Origin of the sequence: Pseudarthrobacter niigatensis (assembly GCF_030812615.1) — a bacterium.
In the GTDB taxonomy this organism is placed as follows: Bacteria; Actinomycetota; Actinomycetes; order Actinomycetales; family Micrococcaceae; genus Arthrobacter; species Arthrobacter niigatensis.
Genome location: NZ_JAUSTB010000002.1, coordinates 105,022 through 117,959, shown reverse-complemented (window position 1 = coordinate 117,959; position 12,938 = coordinate 105,022). Strand labels below are relative to the sequence as shown.

Genomic DNA, 12,938 nt, shown 5'->3' with positions numbered 1-12,938 from the left:
TCCCCGACGCCCCATCACCATTTGCCCCTAAATCGGAAACGCCCCATCACTTTCTTCAGGGAAGTGATGGGGCGTTTCTCAAAAAGCCGCTAAAGGTGATGGGGCGTCCGGGTCAGTAGACCGGCTTTTCGGGTTCCACGTCCCGCACCCAGGCCAGGATCCCGCCGTCGAGATGGCTGACCCGCTGATACCCGGCTGCCCGGGCGGCCGCCAGCACGCCGGCGGACCGTGTACCGGCCTTGCAGTGGAACACGATATCCCGGTCCTGCGGAAGTTCGTCCCAGGCCTCGCCGGCCAGGATACGTCCCTGCGGGATCAGTTTTGCCCCGTCGATCCGGACGATGTCGTACTCCCCCGATTCCCGGACGTCCACCAGTTCAAAGTCCTTGAGCCCGGCTTGGCGCGAGGCCAGCATGGTGGCCAGCTGGGTGGCCGTGACCGTGTGTTCGGTGTCCGACGGGGAGTCCGGGGCGATGCCGCAGAAGGCCTCGTAGTCGGTGAGTTCGGTGATGGGTTCGGCGGCCGGGTCCTTCGCTACCCGGATCTCGCGCCAGCTCCCGCCGAGGGCGTCAAAGAGGGCCACGCGGCCCAGCAAAGAGCGCCCGACGCCGGTAATCAGCTTCACGGCTTCGGTCACCATGAGCGATCCCACGGCGGCGCACAGCATGCCAAAGACCCCGCCCTCGCCACAGGACGGGACGGAACCGGCAGGCGGGGCCTCGGGGTACAGGTCCCGGTACGTGGGTCCATGCTTCTCCCAGAACACGCTGACCTGGCCGTCAAAGCGGAAGATGGAGCCCCACACATAGGGCTTGCCAAGGATGGCGGCGGCGTCGTTCACCAGGTAGCGGGTGGCGAAGTTGTCGGCACCGTCGAGAATGAGGTCGTAGCCGCTAAACAGTTCCAGGGCGTTGGACGAGTCCAGGCGCACGTTGTGCAGCCGGACGTCCACCAGCGGGTTCAGCCCGGCAATGGCGTCGCGCGCGGATTCGATCTTGGGACGGCCCACATCGCTGACGCCGTGGATCACCTGGCGCTGCAGGTTGCTCAGGTCCACGACGTCGTCGTCGATGATGCCGATGGTTCCCACCCCGGCCGCGGCGAGGTAGAGCAGCGCGGGTGCTCCCAATCCGCCGGCGCCGATCACCAGCACCTTGGCGTTCTTGAGCCGCCGCTGCCCGAGGGCGCCGATCTCGGGAATGATCAGGTGCCGGGAGTATCTTTCGACCTCGGCGGCCGTGAGGTCGGCGGCCGGTTCCACCAGCGGATCCAGGGAGGGTGACGCAACATTTGCGGTGAAAGACGAAGCCATACTTCAATGTATGCCCCGGGATACCGCCGGGTCATATTACCCCGCAGTAAAGTGAAGGGTAACTGCAATGGAAAGAAGGACAACTGTGGTCCCTGAAGCACGGGCGGGCCGCCCGACCGCCGCCGAACCGCAAGCTCCCTCCCGCCCCGCAGGCCAGCGGTCCGCCCGGCTGCCCCGGGATGAGCGCCGCGCACAACTCCTTGCTGCGGCCCAGGAGGTGTTCGTAGCCAACGGCTACCACGGCGCCGCGATGGATGAGATCGCAGAAACCGCCCACGTGAGCAAACCGGTGCTGTACCAGCACTTTCCGTCGAAGCGCGAGCTCTACCTCGCGCTGTTGGAAAGCCACCTGGCCTCGCTCACCGAACTGATGTTGGGCGCCCTGAACTCCACCACGGACAATGATGAACGCGTCCAGGCCGTCATGCGCGCCTACTTCCACTTCATCGCCAATGACGACCAGGCCCACCGCTTGGTGTTCGAATCAGACCTGATCAACGACACCGATGTCAGCTCCAGGCTGGAAACCTTCAACCGGACCTTCGCCGACGCCATTGCCAGGGTCATTGCCGAGGACACCAAGCTCCCCCATCTGGAAGCCCAGCTGCTGGGCCGGGGCCTGGCCGGAATGGCGCAGGTCAGCGCCCGGTACTGGCTGGAAACGGACGGCAACCTGGACCTCGATGTGGCCAGCGACCTCATCTACCGTTTAGCTTGGCGCGGAATCTCTCGCTTCCCCAAAGAGTCCTAGACTACAAATAAGACAACACCTCGTAGAAACACGAGAACTTTCACAGGCTGGGAGGCCCCCTTGGAGATTAAGATCGGCGTTCAGAACGTTGGCCGCGAAATCGTGCTGGAATCAACCCAGGATGCGGAGACCGTGGCCAAGGTGGTTGGCGAAGCCATCAATGGGGGCAGCGAACTGCGCCTGAAGGATGACAAAGGACGCCTGATCATTGTTCCAGGCAACGCACTGGCTTACGTGGAAATCGGTGCCGAGGAGGTCCGGCGCGTAGGTTTCGGGCAGTTCTAGTCCGGGCCTGCTGCAGGCCCTTCGTTCTTCAAGGAGATCCATGCTTTCGCTGACCATCGTGGTGCTGGCAACCGTCGCTGCGGGCTTCGTTGTCTGGGCCAATGACAAGCGGCACTCCAAATACGGCGCGGCCTTGCCTGCCGGTGTTGCCGTGGGTGTTGCGGCGCTGGCCTGGATCATCCTGATGACCGCGGGCTTCGGCTACCTGCCGGGAACCACGTGGCTTCCCTGGGTCCTGCCGATGGTCCTGGGCGTCGCCGCTGCCATCGCCGCTGTCGTCTACCTGGGCCGCACGCGCGCCCGCCGCGATACGGAACGCCTCACCGTCATCCTGCGGCGCTGACCGCCCGCAAGTGAGGACATACGCGTGTGGCCACCACCCGTGCAGGGTGGTGGCCACACGCGTATGTTCCGGGTTTCAGAGGAACTCCGCCCTGCCTTCCATCGCCGACGAGGCCAAGGCATGCTCCCGTCGCGGGATGCGCCCGGCTGCCCGGGCCATCCTGCCGGCGAGCACTGCATGCTTGAACGCCTCGCCCATGAGTGCAGGGTTCTGCGCCCGTGTCACCGCCGTGGCCAGCAGCACGGCGTCGCAGCCCAGCTCCATGGCCAGCGCCGCGTCCGATGCCGTGCCAATGCCGGCGTCCAGCACCACCGGCACCGAGGCACGGGACACGATGAGCTCGATATTGTGCGGGTTCAGGATTCCCAGGCCTGTCCCAATCGGGGCTCCGAGCGGCATGACGGCGGTGGCGCCAAGGTTCTCCAGCCGCAACGCCAGTACGGGGTCATCGTTGGTGTAGGCGAAGACCTTGAACCCCCGGTTAACCAGCTGCTCCGTGGCTTCCACCAGTTCGACAGCATCGGGCAGCAGGGTCTGCTCATCGGCAATGACTTCCAGCTTCACCCAGTCGGTCTCCAGGGCCTCCCGCGCAAGCTCCGCCGTAAGGACGGCATCCCTGGCCGTGAAGCAGCCTGCGGTGTTGGGCAGCACCCGGATCCCGTGGTCCACTAACAGCTGGAACAACGAGCCGGTCTCCGCAGTGGAGTACCGGCGCATGGCCACGGTGGTCAGGGCGGTGCCGGATGCCAGGAGTGCAGCGCCCAGGCCGTCCAGGCTGGGTGCCCCGCCGGTGCCCATGATCAGCCGGGATCCAAGGGCGACGCCGTCAATCACCAGGCCGTCGGCGGCCCCGGGATTCCCGGCCGGGTTGATGGTGCCTGTTTCGGTCATGGTGTCAGCCTCCCTGTACTGCTGTGACAAGTTCAATGTCGTCGCCCTCGGCGAGCGCCGTGGCGAACCATTGGCTCCGCGGCACCACCTGGGCATTATGGGCGACGGCGACCCCCAGCTTCCCGCCGTCGGTCGCCTGGCCGTTCGGTGCCAGCGGGCGTCCGGTGACCTGGCTGACGAGCGTGGTGATGGAGGTGCCGTCCGCCACCGTGTGGGTGTTTCCGTTCAGGGTGATGTTCACACTGTCTCCTTGGTGTGGTGGTTTGTGCGGGCGGCGGCCGGACGCGAGAACCGCTCCGGACTGAAGGGCGCCCAGCGCGGGTCGGCATGCCCGTCCAGCAACCCGGCGCAGATGGCTGCGGCAGCGGGAGTGAGCAGCACCCCGTGCCGGAAGAACCCGGTGGCGATGATGAGTCCGGGGACGTGCCCGGCCTTGTCGCCTGCAGATCCGGGGGCCGCCGGCACGCGGCCCAGCAGCGGCGCGTTGTCGGGGGTTCCGGGCCGGGCCCTTGCGGTGCACTCCAGCAGCTCCAGTTCGGCGACGGCGGGCACCAGCGCCTGGGCATCGCGCAGCAGCTGATAGACGCCCCCGGCGCTGACGGCATCGGACAGCGCGTCCTCGCGCTGGGTGGCTCCGATGACCACGGTCCCGTCCTGCCGGGGAACGATGTAGACGGGGACACCGTGCACCAGCCCGCGCACCGTGGACGTCACAAGGGGCTGGAGGTGCTGCGGAACGGCGAGGCGGAGGATGTCTCCGTGTACGGGGCGCAGGGGCAGGTCGAGGCCGTCGGGCAGGCCGCCCAGGTCCCCTGCCTGCAGCCCGTTGGCCACGATCGTTTCCGTTGCCAGGACGGTGCCGCCGCCAGCCAGGCTGGCGCCGACGACCCTTCCGCCCTCCCACAGCAGGCCGCCGGCCCGGTCCGGCACGGCGTACCCTTCCACCGCCCCTGCAACAGCCAGGCCAGGCTTCCCGCGGACGGCACCGGCGAGGGCCTGCCGCAGGGCAGCCAGCAGGCGGCGGGGATCAACCTGGTGGTCCGCAGGCGTGTCAAGGGCGCAGGCTATCGCGGGGCTGAGGAGTGGCTCGCGTTTGCGGGCGTCCCGCACGGTGAGTGGTTCCACGGCAAGTCCGTTGGCCTGCTGTACGGCGCGGAGGTCCATCAGCGCGCGGCGGTCCGCGGCGTCGGCACCCACGGCGAGAGTCGGCGTCGTCAGGTATCCGGAACCGGAGGTGGCTCCTGCGATGCCTGCGGCGAAACCGGGCCAGCGGGAGGAAGCGTCAAGCATCAGTTCCAGGAGGTCCTCCTCCTGGTAGTGCAGTTCGCTGACGGGGGCCAGCATTCCTGCGGCGGCCCAGCTGGCACCGCTTCCGGGCGCGTCATCGATCAGGGCCACGGAGCGGCCGGAGCGCTGCGCCTCCCAGGCGATGCCATGGCCCACCACTCCGCCGCCGATGACGGCGACGTCCGCGCGGACCGTGGAACGGGGGGCACTGGACGGCCCGGCACGATGGTCAACGGGAGTGCTCATAAGGTTCCTTCCCTACGCCGGCATTATCCGGATCAGGTCAAGCGGTCGGCTCTGACGCCCTCTCAGCCCGGCGCTTTGTGACAGCTGCCGCGGGCTCCCGCAGTACCAGGCCAGTTTAGAGGAACTAGGCTTGCAGGCATGAATGTGTCCGCTTCCTCCCTGCCCGCAGGCCCCCACGCTCCAGCAGCCCCGGCCGGCATAGCCGAAGTTGCCAACGCCGGCCACAACGACGCCCTGAAGGCGGCCCGCCTGTACCTGTGCACCGATGCACGCACTGCGCACGGCGACTTCGCGGAGTTTGTGGACGCCGCGTTTGCCGGCGGCGTGGACATCATCCAGCTGCGGGACAAGACCATCGAGGCCGCCGAGGAACTGGACCTCCTGGCGGCGTTGAAGGAGACCGCGGTACGCCATGGCCGGCTGTGGGCCGTCAATGACCGCGCCGATATTGCCGTGCTGTCCGGGGCACCGGTGTTCCACATCGGCCAAAAGGACCTTCCGCTGGCTGCGGCGCGCACGCTGGTCAACGGCAACGCCGCCATCGGCCTCTCCAGCCACACCACGGGCCAGGTCGACGCCGCCCTCGCTGCAACCGGCGGCCCGTCCGGGCTGGACTACTTCTGCGTTGGGCCGGTATGGGCCACACCCACCAAACCCGGCAGGGCCGCCGTCGGGCCTGAACTGGTGAAGTACGCCGCCGATGCCTCCGGGCAGGCCGGGGATCCGGTGCCGTGGTTTGCTATCGGCGGCATCGACCACGGAAACGTCCGCGAGGTGGTGGCGGCCGGTGCACGCCGGATCGTGGTGGTCCGCGCCATCACCGAGGCCGCCGACCCCGCGGCAGCCGCTGCCTCGCTCCTCGGCGCGCTGGACGGCTGAGACTGCTTAATCCCGGGACTTGGCGCTACGCTGAATTTTGTGTCGCATCATCGGTTGGCCCCTAACGTCCGTGACCACAGGAACGCCTTGGAAGAGGCGCTGGGCCTGCTGCGGACCGAACTTGAGCTGCCCGGGCCGTACCCTGCCGACGCGGTGGAAGACGCCCGGGCCGCCGTCGCGGCGCTGAAGCTGCCGTCCTACGACCTGACCGCCGTCGAGTTCGTGACTATCGATCCGGCGTCCTCCACGGACCTGGACCAGGCAGTCTTCATCGAACCGGACGGCACCGGCTACCGCGTCCTGTATGCCATCGCCGACGTCCCCGCATTCGTTGCACCGGGCGGGCCGCTGGACGCCGAGACCCGGCGCCGCGGACAGACGTTCTACGCTCCGGACGGCCGGATCCCGCTGCATCCGGAGGTGATCAGCGAGGGGGCCGGCAGCCTGCTGCCCGGCCAGGAGTGCTCGGCTTTCGTCTGGGACTTCACGCTCGACGGCGAAGCGTCCGTGATTACCGTCGGCGTCCGGCGGGCGCGGGTCCGCAGCCGCGACAAGCTCAGCTACAAAGGTGCCCAGGCCGACCTCGACGCCGGGACCGCCCCACCCGTCCTCCGGCTGCTCCGCGAGGTGGGGCTGAAACGCGTGGCGCTGGAACGGGCACGGGAGGGCGCCAGCCTGAACATGCCCGAGCAGGAAATCGTCCAGCTGCCGGACGGCGGCTACCGGATTGACGCCGTCCCGCAGCTTCCCGTCGAGGACTGGAACGCGCAGATTTCGTTGATGACCGGAATGGCAGCCGCGCAGCTCATGCTTGAGGGCAAGGTGGGCATCCTGCGCACCATGCCCGCACCTGACGAGCGGTCGCTGCGGCACTTCCGGCTGCAGACCGAAGTGCTGGGCAGGCCGTGGGACGGGCAGGTCAGCTACGGCGAATACCTGCGGTCGCTCGATCCCACCGACCCGCGCCAGCTGGCCATCATGCATTCGGCCGGGATGCTGTTCCGCGGCGCGTCCTACACCGCCTTTGACGGGACGGTCCCCGAAGACGGTATCCAGTCCGCCATCGGCGCCGCCTACGCCCACACCACGGCGCCGCTGCGCCGCCTGGTGGACCGGTTCGTGCTGGTCATCTGCGAGGCCCTGAGCAACGGCGGCGATGTTCCCGGCTGGGCGCGCGAAGCCCTGCCCCTGCTTCCGGGCATCATGGCGGGATCGGACCAGCTGGCGTCAAGGATGGAGCGCCTGGCCCTGGATACCGTGGAAGCGGCACTGCTGCTGAACCACATCGGGCAGGAATTCGATGCGATCGTCATCTCCGGATCCAAGCCGCAGAACGGGAACGGCAACGGGAATGGCAAGAATGGAAATGGGAACGGCAGTTCGGGGGTTATCCAGATTGCCGAACCGGCGGTGACCGCTCGGTGCGCCGGGGAGCTGGAGTCCGGCACCAAGGTCCGGGTACGGCTGGTTTCCTCCGATATCACCACCCGGCAGATCCACTTCGAGCTCGTTTCCTGAACGGCAGGCGGCCCCCCAGGCGGTCCGAAACCGTGTTTTTGTGCCCTTACGGCTAGACTGGAGGGGTAGAACTGGATGCCCGGTCGTTGATTTCCTTGATTTGAAACCAACAAGCCCGCCCCTACGCGATCTTGAGAAGTACCCGTTGGTCACCAGTGCCAGCATTAGATAGCCCGCGATCGGCTTCCACTGGAATCGCTTGCGCGCCTGAGCGTGCTCCGGAACGGCCAGGCCTGGCCGGCCCGTTGAGCAGGCAGCGCCATTGCCTAAATGAATAAGGAAACTCCCCTGTGAGTGAATTGCATACCCACCAGCTTCTGAGCGATGAGTCCGGCACGGAAACCATCGAGCCGGAAGAAACCATCGTCTCGGACGAAAAGCCGCACGAGATCGCGGAGAAGTCCTTCGCCGACTACAACGTCCGCGCCGACATCGTCGAATCGCTGGCTGACGCCGGCATCACCCACCCGTTCCCCATCCAGGCCATGACCCTGCCGGTGGCCCTGGCCGGACATGACATCATCGGACAGGCCAAGACCGGCACCGGCAAGACCCTCGGGTTCGGCATTCCCGCCCTGCAGCGCGTCATGGGCCAGGACGATCCCGGATACGCCACGCTGGCCGTCCCCGGAGCCCCGCAGGCGCTGGTGATCGTTCCGACCCGCGAGCTTGCCGTGCAGGTGGCCAGCGACCTTCAGACGGCGTCCCGCAAACGCAATGCAAGAATCACCACTATTTATGGTGGCCGCGCGTACGAGCCCCAGGTCGACGCCCTCAAGCAGGGTGTCGAGGTAGTGGTGGGTACCCCCGGACGACTGATCGACCTCTATAAGCAGAAGCACCTGAGCCTGAAGAACGTGAAGCTCGTGGTCCTCGACGAAGCCGACGAAATGCTGGACCTCGGCTTCCTGCCGGACGTTGAGACCCTCATCGCCGGCACGCCCGCAGTCCGCCAGACGCTCCTGTTCTCGGCCACCATGCCCGGCCCGGTCATCGCCATGGCGCGCCGCTACATGACCCAGCCCACCCACATCCGGGCAGCCGATCCGGAGGATGAGGGCCTGACCAAGCGGGACATCCGCCAGCTCATTTACCGGGCACACAGCATGGACAAGGCCGAAGTGGTGGCACGCATCCTGCAGGCCCGTGGCCGCGGACGGACCATCATCTTCACCAAGACCAAGCGCACCGCTGCCAAGGTTGCCGAGGAACTGGTGGACCGCGGGTTCGCTGCCGCCGCCATCCACGGCGACCTGGGCCAGGGCGCCCGCGAGCAGGCGCTGCGCGCGTTCCGCAACAACAAGGTCGATGTCCTGGTGGCCACGGACGTGGCTGCCCGCGGCATCGACGTCGATGACGTCACCCACGTGATCAACTACCAGTGCGTGGAAGACGAGAAGATCTACCTGCACCGTGTGGGCCGCACCGGCCGCGCCGGCAACAAGGGCACGGCCGTGACCTTTGTTGACTGGGACGACGTTCCCCGCTGGGCCCTGATCAACAAGGCCCTGGGCCTGAATGTGCCCGAACCCGTGGAAACCTATTCGTCCTCGCCGCACCTGTTCACCGATCTTGACATCCCCGAGGGCACCAAGGGCCGCCTGCCCCGCGACAAGCGCACCCTGGCCGGGGTTGACGCCGAAGTACTCGAAGACCTCGGCGAAACCGGCAAGAAGAACAGCCGCAGCAGCCGCGACGCCGGCCGGTCACGCGACCGGGACGGACGGGCCCGTGGAAAGGCCGACGCCGGCAAGGGCGGCAGCCGCGAAGGCGGCCGCAGCAGTGACTCCGCTGGACGCTCAGGCGAGCGCCGTCGTCGTACCTCAACTCCGGAGGCCACGCCTGCCGGCGAGGCCGCCGCACCCACAGCCGACGGCGAAAAGCCGAACCGCGCCCGCCGCACCCGCACGCGCACCCGCCGCCGCAACGGCGAAGTGGTGGCCGGCGCGGACAACAGCAGCCGCCCCGGCGCCTCCGAGGCCTAACCGCCCTGATGAGTGACACTGTTTGGGCGCCGGACGGCGGCAGCCTGGTGGTGCACGCGGACAACGCGGCGTACCTCCCCACGCTGCCGGACGGCGCCTTCACGCTGATCTACGTGGATCCGCCCTTCAACACGGGCCGGCCGCAGCAGCGCCAGGAAACCCGGATGGTGGTTAACGCCGGCGGCAGCGGGGACAGGGTGGGTTTCAAGGGCCGCTCCTACGACACGATCAAGGGCGCCCTGCACCGCTACGATGACGCGTTCAGCGACTACTGGTCCTTCCTGGAACCCCGGCTGGTGGAGGCGTGGCGGCTGCTGGCCGACGACGGCACCCTGTACCTGCACCTGGACTACCGCGAGGTGCACTATGCCAAGGTGATGCTGGACGCCATCTTCGGCAGGGAGTGCTTCCTGAACGAGATCATCTGGGCGTATGACTACGGCGCCCGGGCCAAGAACCGGTGGCCCACCAAGCATGACAACATCCTGGTGTACGTCAAGAACCCCGCGAAGTACCACTTCGACAGCGCCGAGGTGGACCGCGAACCATACATGGCGCCCGGTCTGGTAACTCCCGCCAAACGCGAACTGGGAAAGCTGCCCACCGACGTCTGGTGGCACACCATCGTCTCGCCCACCGGCAAGGAAAAGACCGGCTACCCGACGCAGAAACCCGAGGGCCTGGTCCGCCGCGTCGTCGCCGCGTCGTCGCGTCCCGGGGACTGGTGCCTGGACTTTTTCGCCGGCTCCGGCACCCTGGGGGCGGTTGCGGCCAAGCTCGGCCGGAAGTTCGTGTGCGTCGACCAGAACCAGCCGGCCATCGACATCATGGCCAAGCGGCTTGGTGCGCACGCCACGCTGACCTCGTTCCTGCCCGCCGGTTAGCGCGGACTGCGCCCTAAGGCCGGACGACGGCGGTTCCCGTGCCCTGTTCCTCGATCCGCGCCAGCATGTCCGGGGCCGTGAGGTTTTCACCGAGCAGGTTGGGCTTGCCGGTGCCGTGGTAGTCGGAGGAACCGGTGATCAACAGGCCATGCCTGGCGGCGAGCCTGCGCAGGAAATCCCGGCCCTCTTCCGGATTGTCCCGGTGGTCGATTTCCAGGCCGGCCAGGCCGGCGTCGATCATCTCCCGGTAGGTCCGCTCCCCTACGATCCGCCCCCGGGCGGAAGCCACGGGATGGGCAAACACCGGCACGCCGCCGGCGGCACGGACAAGGTCGACGGCGGTGGCCGGGTCCGGGGCGTAGTGCGGGATGAAGTAGCGGGACCGGGAGGTGAGGATGGAGGCGAACGCCTCGGAACGGTCCTCCACCACCCCCGCGGCAACGAGGGCGTCGGCGATGTGCGGGCGGCCGAGGGTGGCGCCGGGCGCAACATGGTGGATTACGTCGTCCCAGGTGAGCGGGTAGTCCTCGGCGAGGATGGTGACCATCCGTTCGGCGCGGGTCAGGCGGGAGTCCTTGGCCTTGGTGATTTCCTCGAGGAGCCCGGGATGGGTGGGGTCGTGCAGGTAGCTCAGGAGGTGGACGCTGATGCCTTCCTCCGTCCGGCAGGAGACTTCCATGCCCGGTACCAGGGCCACCCCGCAGGTGGCTGCGGCCGCGGCGGCTTCCGCCCAGCCTGCCGTTGAATCGTGGTCCGTCAGGGCCACCACGTCCAGTCCCGCGCGGGCAGCAGAGGCCATGACATCGGCCGGGGTCTCGGTGCCGTCGGAGACGTTGGAGTGGGCATGCAGGTCAATCCTCACTTATCCAGCGTAGTGGACCGGGGACGGGAGACCTGGGAGGCCCGTTCGCATAGCCGGGACGCTGGTGAGACGATGGTGCCGTGAACGATGCCGAAAACACCCAAAACTCTGCTTCCCAGCCGCTGGAGGACCGCGTCAACAACCGCTCCCAGCGGCCCAGTTCCAACGCCTTCAAGGCCTTCATGGCCAGCAACTGGGCACCCGCCACCCAGGAGCTCCCCCAGCGCGATGCCGTCGCCCCCTACGCCGCAAACCGGCGCAAGGCCATCTCGGCCCAGTTCAAGGGCGAACGGCTGGTCATACCCGCGGGGCCGCTCAAGGTCCGCTCCAACGACTGCGACTACCGCTTCCGCCCGCACTCCGGCTTCGCGCACCTGACCGGCCTCGGCCTGGACCACGAACCGGACGCAGTCCTGATCCTGGAACCGGTTGAAGAAGGAACGGGCGACGACGGCGCGAACCACCGCGCGACGCTGTACTTCCGGCCGCTGGCCGGCCGGGACACCGAACAGTTCTACGCGGACTCGCGCTCCGGTGAGTTCTGGATCGGGGCCCGCCCCACCCTCGAAGAATTCGAGGCCCGGCTTGGACTGGCCACCGCCCACATCGACCAGTTGGAAACGGCAATCACCAAGGACGTTGGCGCCCCGGAGATCGGCGGAATCTCCATCCGCCTGGTCCGCAAGGTTGACGAAAACATCGACGCACTGGTGGACACGGCCCGGTACAACACGGCCAAGGATCCCGAGAACCTGGACCTTGAAGTGCTCGATGCCCTGGACGAGAAGCTCAGCGAAGCCCTCTCCGAACTGCGCCTGCTCAAGGATGAGTGGGAAATCGAGCAGATGAAGATCGCCGTGTCCGCCACGGTCGAGGGATTCGAAGAGGTGGTCAAGGCCCTGCCCCGGGCCCTCACGCATGCCCGCGGCGAACGCGTGGTGGAGGGTGCCTTCTTCGCCCGTGCCCGTGAGGTGGGCAACGAACTGGGCTATGACACCATCGCCGCATCCGGCAACAACGCCACCGTGCTGCACTGGACCCGCAACACGGGGCGCATCCACGCCGGCGAACTGCTGCTCCTGGACGCCGGCGTCGAGGCCGACTCGCTCTACACGGCGGACATCACCCGGACGCTTCCGGCCAGCGGCACCTTCAGCGGGATCCAGCGCAAGGTCTACCAGGCGGTCCTCGACGCCGCCGACGCCGGATTCGCAGCCGCGCAGCCCGGGACCAAGTTCCGCGACATCCACACAGCGGCCACCACGGTCCTGGCAGAACGGCTCGCCGGATGGGGCATCCTGCCTGTCAGCGTGGAGGAGGCAATCAGCCCCGAGGGCCAGCAGCACCGCCGCTGGATGCCGCACGGCACCAGCCACCACCTGGGCCTCGACGTCCACGACTGCGCCCAGGCCAAGCGGGAACTCTACCTCGACGGCGTCCTCACCGAGGGCATGGTGTTCACCATCGAACCGGGCCTGTACTTCAAGAAGGAGGACCTGGCCATCCCGGAGGAATACCGCGGCATCGGTGTCAGGATCGAGGACGACATCCTCATGGCCGCCGACGGCCCCGTCAACCTCAGCGCCGCCCTTCCGCGCAATGCGGAGGATGTGGAGGACTGGATGGCCGGGATCTACCGGACCGAAGAAGCCTAGGCAACACGCAGGCATGAAAGAGCGGGGCCGCCGGATTCAT

The 12,938-nt window shown here is 67.5% G+C and carries 13 protein-coding genes and 1 riboswitch; of the genes, 8 read left to right on the top strand and 5 right to left on the bottom strand.

Going from position 1 to position 12,938, the window contains the following annotated elements:
* Positions 1-112: 112 nt before the first annotated feature.
* Positions 113-1,312, bottom strand: coding sequence for a molybdopterin-synthase adenylyltransferase MoeB (gene moeB / locus J2T23_RS03690; RefSeq protein ID WP_307357327.1), 1,200 nt, complete (start codon positions 1,310-1,312; stop codon positions 113-115).
* Between the two features lie 85 nt (positions 1,313-1,397).
* On the opposite strand from moeB, the gene J2T23_RS03685 reads away from it, so the two are divergent.
* Genes J2T23_RS03685 through J2T23_RS03675 form a run of 3 tightly spaced genes read left to right on the top strand, consistent with a single transcriptional unit; the run spans position 1,398 to position 2,691 of the window.
* Positions 1,398-2,063: a TetR/AcrR family transcriptional regulator gene (locus J2T23_RS03685; protein WP_307357324.1), complete on the top strand. Its 666-nt coding sequence runs from the start codon at positions 1,398-1,400 to the stop codon at positions 2,061-2,063.
* A 60-nt stretch (positions 2,064-2,123) separates the two neighbouring features.
* Positions 2,124-2,348 (top strand): DUF3107 domain-containing protein, encoded by a 225-nt coding sequence (locus tag J2T23_RS03680; protein ID WP_141181964.1) that lies wholly within the window; start codon positions 2,124-2,126, stop codon positions 2,346-2,348.
* Between the two features lie 40 nt (positions 2,349-2,388).
* On the top strand, positions 2,389-2,691 hold the full coding sequence (locus J2T23_RS03675) for a hypothetical protein (protein WP_141159911.1): 303 nt from the start codon (positions 2,389-2,391) through the stop codon (positions 2,689-2,691).
* A 75-nt stretch (positions 2,692-2,766) separates the two neighbouring features.
* Here the strand turns inward: J2T23_RS03675 and J2T23_RS03670 are convergent, their stop codons facing one another.
* The 3 genes from J2T23_RS03670 to thiO form a co-directional block, all read right to left on the bottom strand.
* Positions 2,767-3,582 (bottom strand): thiazole synthase, encoded by an 816-nt coding sequence (locus tag J2T23_RS03670; RefSeq protein ID WP_141159910.1) that lies wholly within the window; start codon positions 3,580-3,582, stop codon positions 2,767-2,769.
* Positions 3,583-3,586: 4 nt separating this feature from the next.
* Positions 3,587-3,823, bottom strand: a complete 237-nt coding sequence (thiS, locus tag J2T23_RS03665) for a sulfur carrier protein ThiS (protein WP_141159909.1) — start codon at positions 3,821-3,823, stop codon at positions 3,587-3,589.
* Positions 3,820-5,115: a glycine oxidase ThiO gene (gene thiO, locus J2T23_RS03660; protein WP_141159908.1), complete on the bottom strand. Its 1,296-nt coding sequence runs from the start codon at positions 5,113-5,115 to the stop codon at positions 3,820-3,822. Before thiO ends, thiS begins: the two co-directional genes overlap by 4 nt.
* Positions 5,107-5,226: riboswitch (TPP riboswitch) on the bottom strand. It overlaps the preceding gene by 9 nt.
* Positions 5,227-5,253: 27 nt before the next feature.
* On the opposite strand from thiO, the gene thiE reads away from it, so the two are divergent.
* From thiE to J2T23_RS03640, 4 genes are all read left to right on the top strand, one after another.
* A complete protein-coding gene (gene thiE, locus J2T23_RS03655; RefSeq protein WP_141159907.1) occupies positions 5,254-5,994 on the top strand; it encodes a thiamine phosphate synthase in 741 nt (246 codons plus the stop codon).
* Positions 5,995-6,033: 39 nt separating this feature from the next.
* On the top strand, positions 6,034-7,512 hold the full coding sequence (locus J2T23_RS03650; RefSeq protein WP_307357317.1) for an RNB domain-containing ribonuclease: 1,479 nt from the start codon (positions 6,034-6,036) through the stop codon (positions 7,510-7,512).
* Positions 7,513-7,802: 290 nt separating this feature from the next.
* A complete protein-coding gene (locus J2T23_RS03645; protein ID WP_307357314.1) occupies positions 7,803-9,497 on the top strand; it encodes a DEAD/DEAH box helicase in 1,695 nt (564 codons plus the stop codon).
* Positions 9,498-9,505: 8 nt separating this feature from the next.
* Positions 9,506-10,381 (top strand): DNA-methyltransferase, encoded by an 876-nt coding sequence (locus J2T23_RS03640; protein WP_141181967.1) that lies wholly within the window; start codon positions 9,506-9,508, stop codon positions 10,379-10,381.
* Between the two features lie 13 nt (positions 10,382-10,394).
* Here J2T23_RS03640 and J2T23_RS03635 read toward each other — a convergent pair whose 3' ends face one another.
* Positions 10,395-11,243: a PHP domain-containing protein gene (locus tag J2T23_RS03635; RefSeq protein WP_141159903.1), complete on the bottom strand. Its 849-nt coding sequence runs from the start codon at positions 11,241-11,243 to the stop codon at positions 10,395-10,397.
* Positions 11,244-11,323: 80 nt separating this feature from the next.
* On the opposite strand from J2T23_RS03635, the gene J2T23_RS03630 reads away from it, so the two are divergent.
* Positions 11,324-12,898: an aminopeptidase P family protein gene (locus J2T23_RS03630; protein ID WP_307357309.1), complete on the top strand. Its 1,575-nt coding sequence runs from the start codon at positions 11,324-11,326 to the stop codon at positions 12,896-12,898.
* The last annotated feature ends 40 nt before the right edge of the window (positions 12,899-12,938 follow it).